21 protein-coding genes and 1 pseudogene are annotated in these 21,614 nt (G+C 52.9%); 8 read left to right on the top strand and 14 right to left on the bottom strand.

Going from position 1 to position 21,614, the window contains the following annotated elements; all coding sequences use genetic code 11:
- Position 1: 1 nt before the first annotated feature.
- Both ACHZBF_RS04765 and ACHZBF_RS04760 read right to left on the bottom strand, forming a co-directional pair.
- A complete protein-coding gene (locus tag ACHZBF_RS04765; protein WP_321527779.1) occupies positions 2 to 1,294 on the bottom strand; it encodes an MFS transporter in 1,293 nt (430 codons plus the stop codon).
- A 10-nt stretch (positions 1,295 to 1,304) separates the two neighbouring features.
- Complete coding sequence (locus ACHZBF_RS04760; protein WP_321527778.1) at positions 1,305 to 4,118, bottom strand: response regulator; 2,814 nt, start codon at positions 4,116 to 4,118, stop codon at positions 1,305 to 1,307.
- A gap of 272 nt (positions 4,119 to 4,390) precedes the next feature.
- On the opposite strand from ACHZBF_RS04760, the gene ACHZBF_RS04755 reads away from it, so the two are divergent.
- From ACHZBF_RS04755 to ACHZBF_RS04740, 4 genes and pseudogenes are all read left to right on the top strand, one after another.
- Entirely contained in the window at positions 4,391 to 6,715 is a 2,325-nt protein-coding gene (locus tag ACHZBF_RS04755; protein ID WP_321527777.1) for a response regulator, read from the top strand.
- A 33-nt stretch (positions 6,716 to 6,748) separates the two neighbouring features.
- A pseudogene (locus ACHZBF_RS04750) lies at positions 6,749 to 7,042 on the top strand (Crp/Fnr family transcriptional regulator); the annotation flags it as partial.
- Between the two features lie 150 nt (positions 7,043 to 7,192).
- Positions 7,193 to 7,414 carry a Crp/Fnr family transcriptional regulator gene (locus ACHZBF_RS04745; protein WP_029135155.1) on the top strand — a complete coding sequence of 74 codons (222 nt, stop codon included), beginning with the start codon at positions 7,193 to 7,195 and terminating at the stop codon, positions 7,412 to 7,414.
- 129 nt (positions 7,415 to 7,543) lie between these two features.
- On the top strand, positions 7,544 to 7,732 hold the full coding sequence (locus tag ACHZBF_RS04740) for a YgaP family membrane protein (RefSeq protein WP_029135154.1): 189 nt from the start codon (positions 7,544 to 7,546) through the stop codon (positions 7,730 to 7,732).
- Positions 7,733 to 7,760: 28 nt separating this feature from the next.
- Here ACHZBF_RS04740 and ACHZBF_RS04735 read toward each other — a convergent pair whose 3' ends face one another.
- From ACHZBF_RS04735 to ACHZBF_RS04720, 4 genes are all read right to left on the bottom strand, one after another.
- Entirely contained in the window at positions 7,761 to 8,819 is a 1,059-nt protein-coding gene (locus ACHZBF_RS04735) for an AI-2E family transporter (RefSeq protein WP_029135153.1), read from the bottom strand.
- A 26-nt stretch (positions 8,820 to 8,845) separates the two neighbouring features.
- A complete protein-coding gene (locus ACHZBF_RS04730) occupies positions 8,846 to 9,235 on the bottom strand; it encodes a hypothetical protein (RefSeq protein WP_321527776.1) in 390 nt (129 codons plus the stop codon).
- 2 nt (positions 9,236 to 9,237) lie between these two features.
- Positions 9,238 to 10,152: a selenium metabolism-associated LysR family transcriptional regulator gene (locus ACHZBF_RS04725; RefSeq protein WP_029135151.1), complete on the bottom strand. Its 915-nt coding sequence runs from the start codon at positions 10,150 to 10,152 to the stop codon at positions 9,238 to 9,240.
- 186 nt (positions 10,153 to 10,338) lie between these two features.
- Positions 10,339 to 11,151: a hypothetical protein gene (locus ACHZBF_RS04720; protein WP_321527775.1), complete on the bottom strand. Its 813-nt coding sequence runs from the start codon at positions 11,149 to 11,151 to the stop codon at positions 10,339 to 10,341.
- 410 nt (positions 11,152 to 11,561) lie between these two features.
- Here ACHZBF_RS04720 and ACHZBF_RS04715 point away from each other — a divergent pair, with 410 nt between their 5' ends.
- Positions 11,562 to 12,788: an OmpP1/FadL family transporter gene (locus tag ACHZBF_RS04715; protein WP_321527774.1), complete on the top strand. Its 1,227-nt coding sequence runs from the start codon at positions 11,562 to 11,564 to the stop codon at positions 12,786 to 12,788.
- A 135-nt stretch (positions 12,789 to 12,923) separates the two neighbouring features.
- Here the strand turns inward: ACHZBF_RS04715 and dsrE2 are convergent, their stop codons facing one another.
- The 3 genes from dsrE2 to ACHZBF_RS04700 all read right to left on the bottom strand — a co-directional run bounded on the left by dsrE2 (position 12,924) and on the right by ACHZBF_RS04700 (position 14,158).
- Positions 12,924 to 13,403, bottom strand: a complete 480-nt coding sequence (dsrE2, locus tag ACHZBF_RS04710) for a sulfur carrier protein DsrE2 (protein ID WP_029135149.1) — start codon at positions 13,401 to 13,403, stop codon at positions 12,924 to 12,926.
- Between the two features lie 46 nt (positions 13,404 to 13,449).
- The gene (locus ACHZBF_RS04705; protein WP_029135148.1) at positions 13,450 to 13,680 is read right to left on the bottom strand and encodes a sulfurtransferase TusA family protein; all 231 of its coding nucleotides are present in this window, start codon (positions 13,678 to 13,680) and stop codon (positions 13,450 to 13,452) included.
- 157 nt (positions 13,681 to 13,837) lie between these two features.
- Positions 13,838 to 14,158, bottom strand: a complete 321-nt coding sequence (locus tag ACHZBF_RS04700; RefSeq protein ID WP_029135147.1) for a rhodanese-like domain-containing protein — start codon at positions 14,156 to 14,158, stop codon at positions 13,838 to 13,840.
- A gap of 174 nt (positions 14,159 to 14,332) precedes the next feature.
- Here ACHZBF_RS04700 and cysG point away from each other — a divergent pair, with 174 nt between their 5' ends.
- Positions 14,333 to 15,766 carry a siroheme synthase CysG gene (gene cysG / locus ACHZBF_RS04695; RefSeq protein ID WP_029135146.1) on the top strand — a complete coding sequence of 478 codons (1,434 nt, stop codon included), beginning with the start codon at positions 14,333 to 14,335 and terminating at the stop codon, positions 15,764 to 15,766.
- A gap of 74 nt (positions 15,767 to 15,840) precedes the next feature.
- A complete protein-coding gene (ubiT, locus tag ACHZBF_RS04690; protein WP_245621811.1) occupies positions 15,841 to 16,389 on the top strand; it encodes a ubiquinone anaerobic biosynthesis accessory factor UbiT in 549 nt (182 codons plus the stop codon).
- Positions 16,390 to 16,453: 64 nt separating this feature from the next.
- Here ubiT and ubiV read toward each other — a convergent pair whose 3' ends face one another.
- Complete coding sequence (ubiV, locus tag ACHZBF_RS04685; RefSeq protein WP_321527773.1) at positions 16,454 to 17,374, bottom strand: ubiquinone anaerobic biosynthesis protein UbiV; 921 nt, start codon at positions 17,372 to 17,374, stop codon at positions 16,454 to 16,456.
- A gap of 15 nt (positions 17,375 to 17,389) precedes the next feature.
- The gene (gene ubiU, locus ACHZBF_RS04680; RefSeq protein WP_037376253.1) at positions 17,390 to 18,385 is read right to left on the bottom strand and encodes a ubiquinone anaerobic biosynthesis protein UbiU; all 996 of its coding nucleotides are present in this window, start codon (positions 18,383 to 18,385) and stop codon (positions 17,390 to 17,392) included.
- Between the two features lie 260 nt (positions 18,386 to 18,645).
- Here ubiU and ACHZBF_RS04675 point away from each other — a divergent pair, with 260 nt between their 5' ends.
- Positions 18,646 to 19,047 carry a SirB2 family protein gene (locus tag ACHZBF_RS04675; protein ID WP_245621810.1) on the top strand — a complete coding sequence of 134 codons (402 nt, stop codon included), beginning with the start codon at positions 18,646 to 18,648 and terminating at the stop codon, positions 19,045 to 19,047.
- A gap of 15 nt (positions 19,048 to 19,062) precedes the next feature.
- Here the strand turns inward: ACHZBF_RS04675 and ACHZBF_RS04670 are convergent, their stop codons facing one another.
- From ACHZBF_RS04670 to ACHZBF_RS04660, 3 genes are all read right to left on the bottom strand, one after another.
- Complete coding sequence (locus ACHZBF_RS04670; protein ID WP_084610323.1) at positions 19,063 to 19,821, bottom strand: helix-turn-helix domain-containing protein; 759 nt, start codon at positions 19,819 to 19,821, stop codon at positions 19,063 to 19,065.
- A gap of 238 nt (positions 19,822 to 20,059) precedes the next feature.
- Complete coding sequence (rpoS, locus tag ACHZBF_RS04665) at positions 20,060 to 21,034, bottom strand: RNA polymerase sigma factor RpoS (protein WP_321527772.1); 975 nt, start codon at positions 21,032 to 21,034, stop codon at positions 20,060 to 20,062.
- Positions 21,035 to 21,077: 43 nt separating this feature from the next.
- The gene (locus tag ACHZBF_RS04660; RefSeq protein WP_245621809.1) at positions 21,078 to 21,416 is read right to left on the bottom strand and encodes a murein hydrolase activator EnvC family protein; all 339 of its coding nucleotides are present in this window, start codon (positions 21,414 to 21,416) and stop codon (positions 21,078 to 21,080) included.
- Positions 21,417 to 21,614: the final 198 nt, after the last annotated feature.

Here is a 21,614-nt window from a genome sequence, read left to right as displayed (position 1 = left end):
CTCACTCTTCAAGCAACCGGGCCTGGGCTCTCCCTGCTGTTTCATCGACCCGTTTAAGCAACAAGGCGCCGGCAACGAACAGCACTGCCACCGAGAGGATTGATAGCCTGGGGCTTCCCGTCGCCACACTGACCACACCCATCATCAGCGGACCCAGCACTGCCGCGAACTTTCCCAGCATATTGTAGAAACCGAAAAACTCGGCCGGCTTATCCCGTGGAATCAGGCGAACATAGAATGACCGGCTCAGCGCCTGGATGCCCCCCTGGACCAGGCCGATAGCCACCGCCAGCAGATAAAACTCCCACACCTGATCCATTTGATAGGCCCAGAGGATAATAACCAAATAGATTCCGATAGCTACAAAAATACCCTGCTTGGGACCAAAACGCTCGCCCAGATGGCCGAACAGTATGGCGGCGGGAAAACCGACAAATTGGGTAATCAGCAGTGCCACAATCAACCCATCGGCATCAAAACCAAGCGCAAGACCATAATCCACCGCCATTCTGATGATGGTATCCACGCCGTCGATGTAAAGCCAGTAGGCGACCAGGAACAGCCCGGTCTGACGCAGCAGTTTCAACTTTGAGAAGGTGTATCGGAGTTGTTGCGCACCGGCCCTGACACTCGCCAACCAACCAACAGGCCTGACAGTCACCGGCTCCGGCACGAACAACAGCACTGGAATGGTGAACACCGCCCACCAGATCGCCACCATCAGGAATGAAACCTTCACTGCCGCCGCTGCATCGGCCAGACCAAACAGTGTTGGATTGAGCGTCATCCAGACATTAACGGCAAACAGGATACCGCCACCCAGATAACCCAGAGCAAAACCAATCGATGACACCACATCCAATTCAGACTCATCTGCCACCTCCGGCAGCAGGGCGTCATAGAAAATATTACCGCTGGAAAAACCGATCACCGCCATTGCATAGAGGATCAGCGCCATCATCCAGCCGCCGGCTGCGACGAGGTAGAGGGCACCGGTCATCACAACCCCCATCATGGCGAAGTAGCGCAAAAAACGTTTGCGGGCACTGCTGCTGTCGGCAATGGCACCCAGGAGTGGAGCCAGCAGCACAACCACCATACTGGCAAGGGCATTGAAACTGCCTAGCAGAAAGGTGCTATCGCCGGCAGCCAGGTCGGCAGCCCAATACTGTTTAAAGAACAGTGGGAAAAATCCCGCCATCACCGTTGTGGCGAAGGCGGAATTTGCCCAGTCATAGAGACCCCATGAAAGAACCTGCCGGTTTTTCCAGACCTTTTTACTGTTCAGCGCCACGCCATTCCCATTAGTCAAAGCCCAGTTGATTCAATCCCTGCTCACACGCCTTACGCAGGATGCGGCCGGCAGCATCGCAAGATTGATTCAGTTGTTCAAATGCAGCGGATACGGCGGCAAGATCCCCGTTTTTCGCATCCTGTTCCATCTGGCGTGCTATACCAGAAAGCTTCAGCGCACCCACATTGGCGCTACTCGACTTCAATGAATGGGCAGGCAGAATCACTTGCTTGGCATCCCCATCCAGAATACCCGCTTCAATCTCACGGATCAGTCCCGGTGCCGCATCAAGAAAACTCAACAGCAAGGTGGAAAAATCATCGTCCATAATTTCCTGCAACTCTTCGAGTACACCCCGATCAACATCGGTTAACCGCCCACCCCGTTCGACTGAATCTCCGGATGCAGGATAAATTCTTTCCGCTTCGCTACCCGGTTGAATCTCCTCACTTCTCGTTTCCGGGATATCCTGCTCACTTCGGGGCAGCCACTGGCAAAGCATTAGTCGCAGGGTCGCGGGCATGACCGGCTTGGAGAGATAATCATCCATTCCGGCATCCAGACATTTTTCACGATCGCCTTCCATTGCATTGGCGGTCATGGCAATGACCGGCAAACGGGTCAATCCCTTGGTGGCTTCCCGCAGGCGAATCGCCCGGGTGGCCTCATAGCCATCCATACGCGGCATCTGGCAATCCATCAGCACCAGGTCATAGTGATGGTGGTTAATTGCGGTAAGGGCAGCCAGTCCATCCTGAGCCACATCACATTCCAGGCCCAACCGTAGCAGAATCTTTTTTGCCACATTGAGATTGACCAGATTATCTTCGACCAACAGGACATGCCCCATCAGCCGCACCTCGCTGGAGGATTGATCTCCCGATTCGTCAGCTGTTTCAATCGGTACCGTTTCCGCCCATGACTGGCCCTGGGAATCAGCATAAAGAAATTGATTGGTAAGCTTCTCTGCCGCCGTCTGTGAACCCTGTGCCACCTCACTCTGCACATCCATCAGTCGACACAATGCACGATATAGATCACTCTTCTTTACCGGTCGCGCGAGTGTGGCATCCACACCCAGCCTGGTGACTGATCGAACGGAATCGCCGATTGTCAACAGCTTCACCCCCCCCAGCAGCGGCTCACTATTGATCTCCTGCAGAAAGCCCCGCAGCCGGCCACCCAGGGCCTTGTTATCAATAATTACCACTTCATAGGCCCAACTCTCACCCAGGTTTGCGGTTGATATCAATTTTGACAGGGCATCCATAGTGCTGTTCGTGCGCTGATGCAGGACACCCCACTCATCGAGATATTGCTCCAACTTCTCCGCATGACGATCGTTATCATTAATAACTAGAACTCGCACCCCCTTTAGCGAGCGCCTGTCAGCCGGTATATCCTGCAAGGATTTACGCAACGGGACCAAAAACCAGAAGACCGATCCCTTTCCTACTTCCGACCTCACCCCTATCTTGCCATCCATCAACTCCACAAGGCGCCGAGAGATCACCAGGCCCAGCCCGGTTCCTCCATGCTTACGGGTAGTGGAAGCGTCGGCCTGATTGAAGGATCGAAACAGGCGGGCCTGAATCTCTCCGCTGATGCCGGCGCCCGTATCCTTGACGGCAAAGATCACCTCAATATTTTTTCTGCTGCGCCCCCGACAGGCCAACTCAACCATGACCCCGCCTTTGGAAGTGAACTTGATGGCATTGCTGACCAGATTGGTCAGTACCTGACGCAGCCTGATCGGATCCCCCCTGACCACCCTGGGCAGATCCGCCGCTATCCGGTAATCCAGATCCAATCCGCGACGCTCGGCGCTCTTGGACATCATGGTCACCACGGACTCAACCAGATCCCGCAGATTCAGCTCGATTGACTCCAGGTCGAGCTTTCCTGCCTCTATTTTCGAGAAATCGAGAATGTCATTAATAATGCTCAGCAGGTGATAGGATGAATTCAGCGCGGTATTCACAAACTGCCGCTGCTCCCGATCCAGATTGGTCTCACGCAGGATCTCCAGTAGCGGCACGATACCGTTGAGTGGCGTACGAATTTCATGACTCATGGTGGCAAGGAATTCGCCTTTCACCATATTGGCGGTCTCGGCCGCCTCTTTGGCCAGATAGAGCTCTTGCTCCACATCGCGCCGACGCTCATCCTCATCGCTGAGCCGGGAGTTTAATCCAACCATTTTGAGGCGAGCCTGATCGAGCTTGCCACTGACATTCTGTTTCCCGGCCCGAAGCCGGGCAATAATGCCGAAGAGCACTGAAAATGCGGCCGCTACCAGACCAAGCCCCACTACAAAAGCCAGTAAGACCGTGACTATGCTGCCCGAAGGCCAGAGCTGACTGTAGTTAAACACCCATAACAGGGAAGTCAGAAAACTGGCAAAAAACAGCAACACCATCAAATCAAGGGCGGACAGCAACATGATCGACAACAGCGCGCTAGCACCGATAGAGAGCAGTATCAGCAGGCCCGTATCTGTTTGATACAGCGGCAGGAGATAGGCCGTAATACCGCCCCAGCAGGCGCCCGACGGCAGCGTAGTCAACAGTGGGTAATAGACCCATCGCCTGACCTTGAATTTATCTGGCTTTCGCAGATGCCAGGCGTACCAGATCGCCAGTTGCATGACACCGATCAATATCAGGCCGCCCGCCAGCGGGCGTATCGGGCCACCGCCCACCCGAGCGCCAAGCCAGTAGACCAGCGCGGACAACAGGATGGTGGCGATACCGGCAAAACCGAGCCCGCTATAAAACAATCTGGCCCGCTCCATGCTGATCAACAGGGTCCGTGTTATTTTCATTTCTGACATTCTGTTTCCAACTGATATCAGCGCCTCACCCGAAGCTCATATACCGGCTCAGGAAAGAGTAATCTTTCCAGTCCCCGAGGACTGTCCCCATATCACAAACCCACCCATACGGTATGGCCGGCCAGACTTCCCGAAATTTCAAAAACAGCGTGCTAACCAATAGGTTACAATTGCTGCCAATGGGATAATATAATGCAAAACTGGCGTTACCAGCATTGGCCTGGATCCTGTCAGCATACACTGTATAGCAAGGAACTGAACATATGCCTGAACAGCAACAAAAAGAGCGTGAGCTCAAAGCAGCGTTTATTCAGCATCTTCCTGAACGGATCATCAGTATTGGCAATGACTGGATTCAACTCTCCCAGGGAATATGGAACAACACCCTGTTAAAGAAACTATGCCTCAAGGTCCAGAACCTGACCGGCACCAGTGGCGGTTTTGGCCTGATCAACTTGAGTGAAAGTAGTTTTTCCCTGGAAGTCTACCTGGGCAATTTCATAGACCGCGACACCATTCCAACAATTGAACAACAACAGACCGTCGGCACACTGATCTCGGCTATCAAGCATGAGTCTGATCTGATACGCAGCAAATCAGGAACAGAGAAGCCGGCAAATCGGCTGGTTTATCTACTGCTTAGCAATAACAAGCTGGCGCCTGGACTGACCGGCATGCTGGAAGAGCAGGGCTGCACTGTTCTGGGCTTCAATCACCCGGATGACGTGGAAGGCGAAATACAGAGACGCCTGCCCGATGTGTTAATCATCGATGACAGTTTTCTTGCCAGATTTGCCATGCTCAAGCGTGAACTGGCCATACAGCAGGAGCGCCAGAAACTACATGTCGGGGTAATCTGCATCAGCCAGACACGGGATCTGGAACAACGTCTGCTGGCTCTTCGCAGCGGCGTGGATGCCTACTACCTCACGCCGATAAACACCCAGGACCTCACTGACCGAGTCATCGAACTGGCCTCACCCAAGACTGACTGTTACCGTATTCTCATAGTCGAAGATGATCCGTCGCAGGCGGATTTTGCCGCTTCCATACTAAGGAAAAGCGGCATGAAAACCCAGGTCATAACAGAACCCCTGAGAGTAATCGAGGCACTCGACAAGTTCCGCCCCGACCTGATTCTGATGGACATCTATATGCCCAATGCCAACGGCATTGAGTTGACAACCATTATCAGAGAGCACCCTGATTTCGTCATGACACCGGTTGTTTTTCTCTCCGGGGAACAGGATACAGACAAACAGCTGGATGCCTTGAGCGTTGGCGGGGATGATTTCCTCAGCAAGCCAATCCGTCCCCGGCACCTGGTCAATACAATCACCCACCGGGTGCAACGCGCACGCATTCTGGAAAAACAGCATCACCACCCCAACAGCAGGGATCTGCTCACCGGGCTCCATAACCGACGCCACTTTTATGAACAGCTCGATCAAACAACCACCCGGATACAGGATCTCGTCGCCACTGGTGGTGTGCTCTATATATCACTCCAAAAAGCAGGCAATGATCGCTTAAGCCCGGAAAATGACGGTTACCTCGCCAATCTGGGCAGTCTTATCAGTGGACTGCTGGAAGAGCAGGATATTGCCGCCCGCATAGATGATGACAGTTTTGCAATTCTGATCCTGCGACCACATCAGAAGAATATAATCAGTTTGGCCGAGAAGCTTGCGCATAAACTAATCGAATTAAAAACCGAAGCGAAACTGACCCCGTATATAGGAATTGCCACCTTTGGCAGCGAGCAGAGCAGCGCATCCGACCTTATCGCCAATGCATCCGCAGCCTCACAGGATATCCAAGGCAGCGATCGATACGTTAATTTGTATGTTGAAGGAGGAGGCCCACGCAACAGGGCCAATGCAAGTGAGCTGCCGGACCTGTTCAAACAGGCACTTCAGAAAAGAAGCTTCCAGCTCTTTTTCAGAGCACTGGCTCATACTCAAAAAGCGGGCACGAAAGCATATGATGTGAAACCCCGGCTACTACTTCCTGATGGACGTCAGCTCGGCAGCTCGGAAATCATGTCACTGGCCGATGCAGAAAATCTTGGCACCCAGTTCAGTCAGTGGCTCATAGAGCGCGCGTTGGTCACGCTGGAAGAGAAACGGGCTGAAGGAAAAAACAATTTGCTCATAGTTGCTCAATCATCCAAATCCATCTTTCAAGGCACAATTACGGGCTGGCTCAGGGATCAGCTGCGAGCCCGGCAGATGGTGGGGGTTGGACTGGTCCTTGAATACCGCATTGCCGATTTGAGTATTGATCTGAAAGCTGCAAAAGAACATTTCGTCCAGTTGCAGGAGATGGGCATTAAGGTTTCACTCTCGCGCTTCGGCGCAAGCAGCACGGCACTCAAAGTACTGCACTATCTGGATGCGGACTTTGTTCGGCTGGCCGGTCCTGTCCTTAAAGCGGACAACGAAGAGATAAGCGGGATTATCGCCCAGATCAGAAAAAATGGCGCCAACATAATACTACCTGCTGTTACTGAACCAGAATCCATATCATCTTCATGGCTGGAATCCGCCGATTGGGTGCCGGTAATATCCGGCAATTCACACTATTGATACCGGGAGCACCCCGTGGCCATAGATAGTAATATGAGAGCAAGGCTGGCGGAACAGATCCAATGTATACGCCAGAGCGATGACCCGCTAAACCAATACTTTTTCGAAAAAGCCAGCATCGCAAATCTTCCCAAAGGGCAACACGTGTGCCATGAAGGTAGCAACTGCAGTCATCTGGCGATCCTCCTCAATGGCACTGCAAGAGTCTACAAGCTGGGGGAAAACGGCAAAGAGATCACCCTCTATCGGGTAGGCCCGGGGGAAAGCTGCATTCTTACTGCTTCCTGCATTCTCAGTCATATCCCCTTTCCTGCATTTGCTATTTGTGAAACTGATGTGGAGGCAGCCGTGGTACCCGCCAGCGATGTCCGACGCTGGCTATCTGAGTCTAGCGCCTGGCAGGATTACATTTTTGGCCTGGTAGCTACTCGATTATCCAACATAATCAATGTAGTGGAAGATGTGGTTTTCAGGAGAATGGACAAAAGAATTGCCGACCATCTCTGCAACAGAATGGACAAAACGGGTCATGTACTACTGGTAACCCATCAGGAGATCGCCTCGGAACTCGGCACCTCGCGAGAAGTGGTCAGCAGAATCCTGAAGGAGTTTGAGCTGGATGGAATGATCAAGGTAACACGTGGCTCCATAGAACTGCTTGACCCGGAAAAACTCCATCAGAAACACAGCGAACGGTAAAGCGGATCAGCTTGTCAAACCCCTGTGTGACTTAGTCACAGACATCGCTTGAGCGAAAGACTATTCTCTAACCCGTAATCCATGAGGCGAGAGCCTCTAAATCGCAACACAACGGCATGGGAGCTTATGATGAAAAAGAATATGGGTAGTATGGATCGAGGGCTTCGGGCATTGGTAGGAATTGGCTTGATTGCCTGGGGTGTGACAGCCCAAAACTGGTGGGGAGCCATCGGCATCATCCCCCTGTTTACCGCCGCCATCGGCTGGTGTCCCGCTTATCTGCCGTTTGGCCTGAGCAGCTGCAAGACGCCAAAATAACCTGACGGTTTGCGCAAGGTATTGTCTTTTAACTTGAAGGCAATACCTTGTTTGGCCACGCCCGCATAACCGCCTGCACCAGTGTTGCCAACGGAATGGCAAAAAACACCCCCCAGAACCCCCATAGTCCACCAAACACCAGTATCGCCACGATAATAGCTACCGGATGGAGGTTCACAACCTCTGAAAACAGCAGCGGCACCAGGACATTGCCGTCCAACGCCTGAATAACAAAATAGGCAACACTCAACCAGATAAAATCGTTACTCCAGCCCCACTGAAACCAGGCAATCAGTATCACCGGAAAGGTGACTACGGCCGCACCTATATAGGGGATAATGACGGAGAGCCCCACCAGCACGGCCAACAGCATGGCATACTGCAGACCCATAAAGGTGAAAGTGAAAAAACTGACCGACCCGACAATGATAATTTCCCAGAATTTGCCACGCACGTAGTTGGCAATCTGCTCGTCCATGTCCCGCCATACAGTATCGGCAAACTTCCTGTCTCTTGGCAGAAATTTAAGCGCCCAATCGAGGATGATCCGTTTATCCTTCAGGAAGAAAAAAACCAGCAACGGCATCAAAATCAGATAGACCAGAATGGTAATGATTCCAACCACCGACGACAGTGACAGGGAAACCACCTGCTGACCAAACGTAGCAATTTCACGTCGCAGTATGGTGAATATCTCCTGCACCTGCGCAGCGGAAATTATCTCCGGATACTTTTCCGGCAGAAGCATCAACAGCCGTTGCCCCTCTGAAATCATCGCGGGAATCTGCTGAAACAGCTGCGTCACCTGGCGCGACAGTTCAGGCATCAACACAAACAGAATCAACGTGACAAATAACAGAAAAGCGACGAACACGACCAGCACTGCGCCAATGCGTGGAAGCCCCATACGCTGGATTTTACCGACCAGTCCTTCCAGGAGATAGGCAATCACTGCGCTGGCCAACACCGGGGCCAGCATCTCCCCCATGGTAATAATGATGGCGAAACACACCACCAGAAACAGGGCAAGAAAAATGACCTCTGGATCAGAAAAATGCCGCTTGAACCAATCTGTCAGAAATTGCATCCGGATAGGCCTGTTAACCGCTCTTGTTATTGTTCACGCCGCTTTGAGAGAAACTCCTGATGATGACGCTCAAACAATGTCTCCAGCTCATCGATCACTTCGCTAGCACCGCGCCCGTGCATGATGTGCGCCGTCATCAAAGAGGAGGTCTCCGTCAACAGCGCTGACCGTTCCAGCATGTGATAACTCTCGGAAAGCCTTTTGATTGCAGCAACAACGCTTTCGACTTCAGGTCGGGGGATCGGTTTTGGCTCTGGCACAGGCCCCAGCTCATCAGCCTCGGAGACCGGGCCGGAACGCTGAAGCAGAAACTCAGCGAATGCCAACAGGCTCAGTTTATCCTGTTCATTCAGAGCAGAATAGAGTTTGAGCAGCTTTCGTTTCTCGTCGGAAAGTTTCTGCCTCGGTAACAGCATAATCAGTCTATGCAGTCGTTCTTGTGCTCTTCACAGTATTTCTGCGCGAACTCCAGCAACTCTTCCATTACCCGTGCGCGGAACTTTTGTTTCTGGTGCACAAAAGAGAAAGGCCTCTCCAGCCCCGGGTCAAGATTGATAGCCACCAGCGTACCCAGTTTCAGTTCTTTCTGAATAGTCGCCCGGGATACCACAGAGATGCCCATGCCCGCCTCGACAGCACCTTTGACCGCCTCCGGGCTGCCCAATTCCATGGAGATATTCAAATCATCCACATTGTCCTTGATCTGGGCAAGATACTCATTGATCACCTCACGGGTTCCCGAGCCCTCTTCCCGGCAGATAAACGGATATTTGATCAGGTCCTCATAGGTCAGGGTACTGCGCTGCGCCTCCGGATGTCCCGGAGGGACAATGGCTACCAGTTGATCGGCCTTGCATATCTCCACCACCAGATTTTTATTGGCCACCGGCGCCTCAACCACACCCAGGTCTATGGTATTGTTCTCCACCATGGAGACAATACCATCGGTATTGGAGACCTTCAGGTGGATATTCACATCGGGATACTTTACTTTAAAATCACCCAGTAACGCCGGCAGCATATATTCCGCGATGGTCGTACTTGCCCCTATAGTTAACGAGCCACTGATCTCTCCGGTCATGGCCCGGACAGAGTTTTCCATTTCGGCATAAAGTTCAAAAATTCTAGCCGCATACTCGTAAACGTGCGCTCCCGCATCCGTAAGACTGATGCGATTATGGGTGCGGTCAAACAGACGGGTATTGAAATAATCTTCCAGTTGCCTGACCTGAAAGGTAACCGCCGGCTGCGTCATATGAAGAGATTCCGCCGCCTTGGTGAAGCTGAGCAACCGTGCCACGGTATGAAACACCTGAAGTCTGCGATCGGCCATATGATATCCCCACAGATATGATTGGTAATAAAATCTTTTTATAGCATACAAATCCTTGAAAAGGCCAATTATTTTAGAAAATTATAACTCTTTAAAATAACTGGCATGAGGGTCTGCCTGAATTGCCGGTTTCCGTGCACAAACAACCCGAACCACGGACCTCCAACATATAGAGTCGCCCCCCGCTCAACGATCACTCAACAGTGAATGCAGGGATTCTTCGATCGCCCCGAGCACCTTGATCAACCCGGTAAAACTGTACCTCCCGGTCCGCTCCAGATCGGGAAAATCGAGCGGCAGTGCGAACCTTGGATGGAGTGCAAAAATCTCACCTTTGCGCACCACCAGGGTATAGGGGAAACGCGGGGTATGTTTTAACGGTTGGATATCCACCGCGTCGATGACAGCCTGGTCACTACCCGCACCCTCCTTCAGCGCCACACCAAACAGGGATACGGCAGCCCCCGGGATCTCAGTCCTGAAAACGACGTTGACTCCACCCCGGCCGCTACGCAAGCCTTCCTCTATCACTTTCAGCGCCCTGGATTGACTTCCAAACCTACCCAAATACAGAAAGTCATCAAACTGCTCCATACCGTATGAATAGCGATAACCGGACAATATCGCCGCCGTCAGCCCCCTGGATGATCCAAACGTTTCCTGCTCCCCCAGAATATTTTTCAGCTGTACTCTTACTGGCTCAAGATCTCCCTTTATTCTGAAGGCATATTTTTGATAATCAGGATTGGTGTAGGCAATTTGCAATCGTCCTTCAAAACGGGTGATACCGATTCGCTGCGGGACAGAAAACAGCGCACTCGCCTCCTCCGCCGCCAACCGCCTCAGGTAATCATTGGTCACTACGATAACGTGGCGGTCGGCATCAGGAGAATATTCTCCAAGTAGTTGAAATCCGCCAGCCGTCAATGCCTCTTTAAGCTCAATAACAGCCTTCACCATGTCACCCTGTACGTTGGATGACAGTATATAGGGCCTCAACAGCGGCTCCGCTGCATCTGCATGAAGCGTAAGGCACCAGATTAATACTAATCGGGAGATATTGCTTAAAATCGTCGAATGAGACATTCCATTTCCCGCTTCCACAAGCCCCGACTCATGATGCGCCGATCATTCGATAAAATCGATCGTTTCTACTAAGCGCAAAAGGCCAGATTACAATTTTGTGCAACAGATCAATACTGATTTTTATCAATCTTCATAAAACTTCATGTGCAGGAGTGTTTCAAACGGTTGTGCAAATAAAAACAGAATGCTAGATTCCTTTAAATAATAATTAAACGGTCGAGATCAGCCCCCAAACAGTATCGACCCCCAGGTCATGGAGATGATCGAACATTAACGTACAGGCCAGTTAAGGCCGCAGACCAAATTACGGGGATACCAAATAGATGAAGAAACTTGCGCTTGTCTCGGCAATCTCGCTGGCAGTTACCGGCCAGGCGATGGCGGCCGGTTATAAAATCCCGGAAAACTCCATCAATAGCATGGCGCTTTCCGCTGCCTATGTCGCCAACGCCCATGGCGCCGATGCCGCCTACTACAATCCGGCGGCAATGGTATACAACGCCCCGGGGGCGAGTCTGGAGGCGGACCTGACCCTCGCACACCTGACCAGCATCAACTTGACCAGTGGAGCATTAGCCCCTGACTCGACAAAAGTCGAGAATATTCCCATCCCCTCTTTCCACTACGTCAGCCCCGCAATGGGTGATTTCCGCTTCGGGCTCTCCGCCGTGGTACCCGTTGGTTTGAGCAAGCGCTGGAAAGGCGGTGCCACCGCGTTTGCCGAGGAGTTCACGCTGGAGACCCTGGAGCTGAATCCCTCCGTCGGCTATCGTATCAACGACCGGTTTTCCGTGGGTGCGGGCGTCCGGGTAATCTACAGTGACGGCGTGGTCAAAAGCAACAACGGCGCTGGCACATCCCGCGACCTCACCGGTGACTCGTTCGATTACGGCTATAATCTGGCCCTGCATTTCAAGGCCACCGATCAGCTCTCGCTGGCGGCCACCTATCGATCAAAAATTGACTTGACGGTTGAAGGAGATGCCAATCTGCTGGTGGGCGGTGCGCTCAGCTATATAGGACCTGCGAGCGTGAAAATTCCCGCACCGGCGGCCCTGAACCTCGCGGCAGCCTATGACATCAACGACCAGACCACGATTGAATTCGTCTATGAGCGTACCTACTGGTCGGCCTATGATCAACTGGACTTCAACTATGCATCCACCATCAATCCGGTGATAAATGGTATTTTTGGAACCCCGCTGATCAAGGACTGGAGTGACAGCAACACCTATCGCATCGGCCTGACCCATCAACTGAATCCGAAATGGACCGTAATGGCTGGTTTTGCCTACGATGAAACCCCGGTGCCGAAAAAATATGTCGGGTATGAACTGCCGGATTCGGACGCCAAGATTATTTCATTCGGCGCCAAGTACAACTACTCAGACCAGATGACCATCGGTGCAGCCCTGCTGTATGACCAAAAGGACAAGCTGACTATTCCTGCCGGCGTCAATGCAGAGGCCAGCAACACGCTTTTGGGAGGTGCCACCTTCGAGGATGCCCGAGCTTATCTGTTCACCGTGGGTATGGAGTACAAATTCTAGGTCAACCTTGGCTACGGACGGGCACCGAAAATACCGGGGTTATCCCCGGTATTTTTTGCCTGGGCTAAGGTAGGCGATAAAAAAGGCCGCTCCCCATTGCTGGGGGGCAGCCTTTTTCATTCAACAATCGACCCTTTAGATATAGAGACAGATATCGCTCTCACCGGCAAATTCGAAGAAACGGGCCGCGCCCGCATATTCGATGCCATCGATAAAATCTGCAGAATCCATATCAAACAGATCCACAGTCATCTGACAGGCGATCAGCTTGACTTCGGCCTCCTGACAAAGCTCCCGCAGCTCTTCCAGCCCGGCAACGCCCTTGTCGGCCATTTTCTTTTTCATCATCATGGTCATCACGGACTGCATGCCCGGCAGCGCCGTCCCCAGCACCGGGAACCACTTATCCATGCCCAGCGGCATGGGCATACCCGGATTGCCCAGTGGGGTCACCTGCAGGTCCAGTTTTTTACGCAGTAGTTGCAGACCATAGAAAGTAAAGAAAATCTCCACTTCATAACCAAGCGCCGCAGCAGTGGATGAAAGGATAAAGGGCGGATAAGCCCAGTCCAGAGAACCCTTGGTTGCAATAATGGCTAATTTTTTCGTTTCCATCTGAATTTCCTCCAGTGGATGAGGCTTTGAATCCGAACCGTATGGATCAGGATTTTTTGATCAGAAAGTGGAATTTGCCGCCTTCTTCACGAGACTCCAGCAGCTGATTACCGGTCTGCTTGGAAAATGCCTCGAAATCTTTAACCGAACCGGGGTCGGTTGCGATAATGTGCAGAACCTTGCCTGCATCCATTGCGGTCAGGCTCTTCTTTGCACGCAGGATGGGCAGTGGGCAGTTCAGGCCGCTTGCATCCAACTCATCATCAAAATCAGCCATGGTAAACCTCCAGATCTTTAGTGTTTAGTTGTATGAAAATCAGTCGTATCTTATATTCTAATTATCAACCAAACGCAAGTCCATGCCCTGTTTCGCGGTTGATGCCCATCGTCCTGATAGCTGGTCGGAATAATAAAATGACTATCGTCGGTGATGATCATCCGTAAGCAACAAGCTGATATCCATTACGCGCCCAATCAATGATCCCGCCTCGTAGGTTAATTACATTATCAAACCCCTGCTGCATCAAATACATGCATGCATGGTAAGAACGGGCTCCACTGCGGCAATAGAGTACAATGTCCTTATCTGGTGAAAGTTCAGTGATTTTCAGCGGAATCAGGTGCATGGGCAGGTGAGTTGAGCTCGGCAACACCCCGGCCACCACTTCCGCTTCGCTGCGGATATCCAGCAGATATATATCTTCATTTGCAGCCAGTCTGCTCTCGAGCTCCTGGGAATTGATCTCTTTGACCACGCGTCACACTCATGTGATGATTAACCTAGTTATTTAGTATATTATAGATTTACTAATATATACAAGCTGAGGGTGGTTATTGTTCCACTCAGGACCACATGTTAGAGTTCCGCCTCACTCAATGGGCATGGTATTCAGGCTCACGGACTCAAATTCCACTTGCGAAGGTAACTGATGGATTTTTTTCCTATTTTCCTGGATGTTAAAAACAGAACGAGTCTGGTAGTTGGCGGGGGCGATGTAGCCGCCCGAAAAGTGGCACTACTGCTGAAGGCACAAGGTAAGATCCGGGTTGTTTCACCCGAACTATGCACCGAACTGAAGGCATCAGTGGAAAAGGGGCTGATAGAGTACGTTGCCCGGGGATTCCAGGTCGAAGATCTGGATGATGCCTACTTGGTCATTGCCGCCACCGATAACACTGAAGTAAACAGGCAAGTATCCGAAGCAGCGCAAAACCGCCATCTGCCCGTTAACGTGGTGGATCAACCGGAACTCTGCACCTTCATCACTCCCTCAATCATTGATCGCTCCCCGGTTGTGGCTGCCGTCTCGACCGGCGGCGCTTCGCCCGTGCTGGCACGCATCATCCGCAGTCGCCTGGAGACATTGATCCCAGCCGGCTATGGCCGCCTCGCAGAGTTGGCGAATCGCTTTCGTGACCGGGTCAAGGCGCGTTTTCAGAATGCCACAGATCGGCGCCTGTTCTGGGAGAAGGTATTGCAGAGCGGAGTAGCGGAACGCATCTTCTCCGGCCACATCGAAGAGGCCGATGCCAGCATGGAGCGAGCCCTGGAGAGCACCGATCCCGGTGACGGCATGGGGGAAGTCTATCTGGTCGGTGGTGGGCCGGGTGACCCGGACCTGCTCACCTTCCGTGCCCTGCGGCTAATGCAGCAGGCGGATGTGGTGGTCTATGATCGGCTCGTGGCCGCTCCCGTGCTGGAAATGACCCGGCGCGACGCAGAGCGTATCTATGTGGGCAAAGAGCGGGATCATCACGCCATGCGTCAGGAGGAGATTAATCAACTGCTGGTGGATCTGGCAAAAAAAGGTAAACGGGTGGTCCGTCTCAAAGGGGGGGACCCCTTCATATTCGGTCGTGGGGGTGAAGAGATCGACACCCTGTCGGCGGAAGGCGTGCCGTTTCAGGTTGTCCCCGCCATTACTGCGGCCTCTGGCTGTGCCGCCTACTCCGGCATTCCCCTGACGCACCGGGACTACGCACAGTCCGTGACCTTTGTCACCGGCCATCTGAAAGATGGCTCCATCAATCTCAACTGGAGACAACTTGCCCAGCCGCATCAGACCGTGGTGTTCTACATGGGGCTGGTGGGCCTGCCGGTGATTGTTCAGAAATTGATCGAACATGGCGTATCGCCGGATATGCCGATAGCCCTGATTCAACAGGGCACCACCGAAAAACAGCGGGTTTTTACCGGTACGTTAAATAGCATCCAGGCGATTGTCGACCGGGAACAACCAAAGCCACCGACCCTGATAATTGTTGGCGAAGTAGTCCAACTCCAGGAAAAATTGAGTTGGTATAAAACGCCTGAAGTTCCACGCAGTGGCGCGACGTCTCCTGCCGGCCCCGTTATGGGATAAATAGTGCCGGAGAAAACCATCGGTTTTATTGACAAAATAACGCCGGTACCTTGGGAATTAACTCAAGCAAGCACATGACGAATGGCATCCAGATGAACAATATGACCCATATTCCCGGAACCCCCTATCTGCCCGCACCACTGGCGTTGCCGCTAAGCCTGGTACCCGGGACCACCTATAGCCAGGTAATGGTTAAGGTACTCAACAAGCTGTTTGTTCCGGAGCTGGCGGATGGTGAACTGGACTTCCTGGAAGGAAAGGTGATGCGCGTGGATGTGATCGACGCCAGACTCCATTTCAGCATCACCCTTCGAGATGGCGTACTTGCTGCCGCCAGTGCGAATCAGCCGCACGACCTGAGCATTGAGGGATCCATTTACGATTTTCTGCTACTCGCCACCCGGCGTGAAGATGCCGACACCCTGTTTTTCAATCGCCGCCTGCGACTCGGGGGTGACACAGAGTTGGGACTCTATGTGAAGAATTTCCTTGATGCACTTGAACTCGACGGCCGCATTGGCCCGTTCCTGAAAATGATGGATGGCGTCACTACCCTGATCGGACGCATCCCGAGCCTGCCTAAACCACGCTTGCCTTTTCCCGGATTGGGGCGACGTAACTGAGCAAATAATCTGCCGGCTGGAATATAAGGGCTGTTCTCTTACCGACTTAGCGCAGAATATCGCTTCACAGCAGTGCCTCGGCGGCCGCCTGAGCCCTATTCTCCATCCCAGCATCCCCATGCCAATAACCATTGCACGAGCCGACCGGCACCAGCCGCTCCAGCCTCACTGCACCAGCCTCCAGCTCGATCTCGCCCTTCAGACAGCCGCTGAACAGTTCGATCACTTTAGCCGTGTGATTGGCCTGAGGACTGATCCGTAGCACATCCACATCTAATGTCCGCACCTCATCCAGCTCCGGGAGCAGATTGAAGGTATGGGCCGACTGGGTCTGAATGCCGTTCAGGGCAAGGAAACGGGTATCATCCTGTGCCGACAGGGTCAATCCATCGGGAAAGTCAAGACAGCGGTATTGGCAATCGTCTTTTGGCAAATTATACGCCCGAGCGGTAAAGCAACGGGCCGAATAGGCCAGTGGTAGACGACCGAAGGCAAACAGCTCGGTTTCAACCCCCTCCGGCCTCAGTTCCTGCATTGCCTTCAGGGTCACCTTGGACAGTTCAACCGGAAACACCCAGCGCTTGAGACCCTGTCTGGCAAGCAGCGCCAGGGTTCTGTCATTATAAATATTGACACTATGGCCTGCGACGAAGGGTTTTCCCCGCATCAGCTGTACAGCCCCCATGTCATTGGCCTCTACCATGTGTGCACCGTTTTCGCACACACGACGTAGACGCTTCAGCTCGGATTCCGCCTCCAGCAACGCCAGCGTGGAAAAAACCACCTCCTTACCCGCCGCCGTCAACCGTTCCGCCAGGGAGAACCAGTCATCTGTGCGCATCAGGCTGCGTTTGGAACAGACCGTCTCCCCCAGATAGATAATATCCACGGGTGAAGCCGCCATCTCTTCATAGAAATCAAGCAGCTGATCTTTTGCCCAATAATAAAGCACTGGTCCGAGAGAGAGTTTCGGCTGTGTATTCATAATAGTAGAGACCCTTTACTGCCAGGGGCGACTGTAGGCACCGAGAGTGGTTTGAGTCCCTTCTGAAACCTTGCCAAGCTCGGCCATCCACTCCGCCTGTGGGCGATAGTTTTCCGGGTCCCGTTGACAGGCATCCAGCGCCGCACGCCAGACCCTGGCCACCTGTTGAACATATACCGGACTGCGTTGGCGCCCTTCGATCTTTATGGCGGCGATACCGGCAGCTTGAAGCTGGGGCAGCAGTTCCAGGGTATTCAGGCTGGTCGGTTCCTCCATGGCATGATAGGTATTGCCGCCGACACTGAAACTTCCCTTGCAGAGGGTGGGGTAGCCCGCGTTCTCGCCCTTGGCGAAGCGGTCAATCAGGACTCCGCCCAGGCGGGTTTCCAGCCCTTCCGCGGTTTCCCGCCACTCCACGTGACTGGCCGGCGAGCAGGCACCGTAGGTATTGGGTGAGCGCCCGGTCGCATAGGACGAGAGAATACAACGCCCCTCCACCATCACGCAGAGACTGCCAAAACCAAACACCTCAATCTCAACCGGGCTGTTAGTGACCACATGCTGCACCTGACCGAGGGAGAGCACCCGCGGCAATACGGCGCGGCGGACCCCAAAGTTATCCTTGTAAAACTGCAGCGCCTCGTAATTGGTGGCGGAGCCCTGTACAGAGAGGTGCAGGTTAAGCGCCGGATAACGGTTTGCCGCATAGTCCAGTACCCCGATATCCGCTGCAATCATGGCATCCACACCCAGATCGGCCGCCTGATCGACTGCATTCTGCCATCGACTCCAGCCATCTGGCTGTGGATAGGTATTGAGCGCGAGGAACACCTTGACCCCACGCTGGCGGGCATACTGTATGCCCTCCGCAATCTTGGCAGGTCCAAAATTCAGACCGGCGAAATGCCGGGCATTGGTGTCATCACGGAATCCGAAATAGACGGCATCGGCGCCATTATCGACTGCAGCCTTGAGGGAGGGCAGATTACCGGCAGGGCATACTAATTCCATCGTTTCAGTCACTCAGGTATTGTGAAACAGCGCAGGACCGGCATCGTCGGCCCGGCGATTGAACTCCAATATAAAATCAATCGGTTGCGCCAACAGATCCAGCAATATTTCCTGCAGTTTTCTGGGTTAATTATCCCTTCCCTGGCACTGAACAGACAACCCCTAAATCATACGGGTTTAATCCGCGCCACTCCACGACAGCGCCTCCTTGGCCCAAACGGTAGTTACAGGTATGCTGCCTTCGCATTAGCGACTCGGCAATGGAACTCATGATTTACTACTGGATTAAGACTCTACACGTCAGCACGGTGATCTTCACCATCGGTTTTTTTACGCTGCGTTTTGTATGGATGTTGAGCCGGTCACGATTATTCAACCATCGCTGGGTACGACTGATATCCCAGACCAATGACTCACTATTGCTTGTGGCAGGTATTGCATTGGCGGTGATGAGTCGACAATACCCCTTCGTAGCTCCCTGGTTGACCGCCAAGCTGGCAGCCCTGCTGCTCTATATCGTTTTGGGTATGTTTGCCTTCAAATGGGCCGGATTGCGCCGTAATCGAATCTTATTCGGTATCATGGCCCTGCTCACCGCGGGTTATATCGTGGCGGTCGCCCTGACCCGACTTCCCCGGCCCTGGGAATTCTTGCTCGGATAGCGGGAGCCGGAAGGCTCAGTGTTCAGCGATATCCCGCAGACCGTCCTGATCCAGCAGGCGCAACCGTTTATGGCGCAGTTGAATCAGACCGTTCTTCTGGAAACGCGTAAACACACGACTGACGGTCTCACTGGCCAGGCCAAGATAACTGCCAATATCACTTCTGGACATGCCGATCTGAAACTCGATCTGGCGCATGCCACGGGCATGCAGGCGTTTGGTCAGGTTGAGCAAAAATCCAGCCAGGCGCTGATCGGCGCTTTGATGTATCAGGGTGGTTATCAACTGATGATTAAAAGCCACCTCGGCGCTCAGCATATTGATAATGCCCTGTTGCAGGTCCTCCAGCAGATAGCCGGATTCCGAGAGGGATTCCATTCTGAGTTCACAGACACTGCTGTCCTGCAGGGCTCGCGCGGTATAGGGATAACGCTGGCCGGAGAGTCCCTCCATGCCGACCAACTCCCCAATCAGGTGGAAACCAACCACCTGATCATAACCCGACACCTTGGGTATGTAGGTTTTGAAAGACCCCGACTTGACGGCAAAAACAGACCTGAATGGGTCATCCTTGAGAAAAATAGTCTCTCCCCGGGCCACATGCCGGCGCCGCAACAATACCCCTTCGGGCACGTTGCTACCCTCCTCGGCATACTCAAGGATGGAACACATCGGGTCCATGCCGCAATCCTGACAGGCCACTTCATCAGCGGCCGCTTTGTCCGACACTCTTCTACGCCCAATCTGAGGAATCTGCTTTTTCACTCTTTCCATTGGTTAATCATTTATTAATCGCTGATCATTCAAACCTTATTCTGCCGAATACTGTAACATTAATACAGGTTCTAGCATCAATTCTCATTTACGGCCAGAACTTACTCTCACACCCCTTTTAATCCCAAGTAACGACCAGCCCCACCGGCGGCGATAAACTGACGGGCAGATAGCATGACACCCCGCCAGGGGCGCTTCTGGACAGGGTGCCAATTTGGTACAAATACCCGTTGACCTGCTATTTGAATAGCGCTTCCACAGAAAAACCATCCTTTTCCAATATACCCCGCAGCCGCTTCAGGGCATCCATCTGTATCTGCCGAACCCGCTCCCGGGTCACCCCGAGTTCATTGGCTACCTGCTCCAGCGTGGCATTTTCATAGCCGTGCAGTCCAAAGCGCCGCTCAACCACCTCGCGCTGCTTATCATTCAGCTTGTTCAGCCAGTCATCCAGGTTGGCCGTCATCCCTTCACTCTGCAGACTGTCAGATGGGTCTTCTGACTGCACATCCGGGATCGTATCGAGTAATGGTTTGTCTGCATTCTTGCCAAACGGCGTATCCACGGAGGTTATCCGCTCATTCAGACCTAGCATGTGTTTTACTTCATCAATAGGTCTGTCGAGCAGGTCGGCGATCTCATCGGCTGTGGGCTCATGATCGAGCTGTTGTGTCAGTTTTCGTGCCGCTCGCAGATAGACATTAATCTCTTTAACCACGTGAATCGGTAAACGGATGGTACGAGTCTGATTCATGATTGCCCGCTCGATGGTCTGCCTTATCCACCAAGTAGCGTAGGTTGAGAACCGAAACCCCCGTTCCGGGTCGAACTTTTCAACCGCCCGAATCAGTCCAAGGTTCCCCTCCTCGATCAGATCAAGCAGTGCAAGCCCCCGGTTCATGTATCGCCGTGCAATCTTGACGACCAAACGCAGGTTGCTTTCGATCATACGCTGGCGCGCTGCGATATCGCCTTTCTGCGCCAGCCGGGCCAGTGTTACCTCTTCTTCCGCGGTCAGCAGCTTTGAAGCGCCAATCTCACTCAGATAGAGGCGCGTCGCATCCATTTGGGCAGACTGCCCAGCCCCGTCGTCACTCTCGGCAATAACCTTGGCCTGGTTATCCGCCGGTCGTTTCGCCCGGACCGTGGACTCCGGGGACTCCGATACGCCGGCATTCCCCTCCTTCTCCTTATCCAACTGCCGTTTGACCATATAAATCCTCCTGGCAAATCTTGCGGATATTCTGATCAGCAGATCAAGGACGGTGCGGCAACAGCTTCAGAGGATCGACAGGCGCTCCGTTGCGTCTGATCTCAAAATGAAGCATGGGTTTTCCGTTACCATCACTGCCCATTTCCGCGATACGTATCCCCTTCTCAACCGTATCACCTTCTTTAACATGTATTTTTTTATTGTAACCGTAAGCACTAAGATAGTTCTTGTTATGCTTGATAATTACCAGGCGTCCGTAACCAATCAACCCACTGCCGGCATACACCACCTTGCCTGTCTCCGCTGCGTTGATCGATGTTCCATATCGCCCTTCGATCTTAACGCCCTTTCTCACCGGATCACCTTTGACGAAACGCTGCACCACTGAACCATCAGTCGGCCACAACCATCGTAACTTAAGGCTCTCGCTGCCAGATTTCCCTTCAGTCTGGCTTGATGATACTCCTTTTGGCGATGATCTGGATAGCTGCTTACCAGATACTACCGGTTTATTCTTACTAGAGGCACCCCTGGTTTGTGGGGTTTTTACTGATGGCGTCTCAGCAACCCGACTCCGTGT

This window comes from Sedimenticola selenatireducens (assembly GCF_963675335.2).
GTDB classification, from domain to species: Bacteria; Pseudomonadota; Gammaproteobacteria; order Chromatiales; family Chromatiaceae; genus Sedimenticola; species Sedimenticola selenatireducens.
Note: the sequence above shows the minus strand (reverse complement) of the source record. Positions and strands in the feature narration are given on the sequence as shown.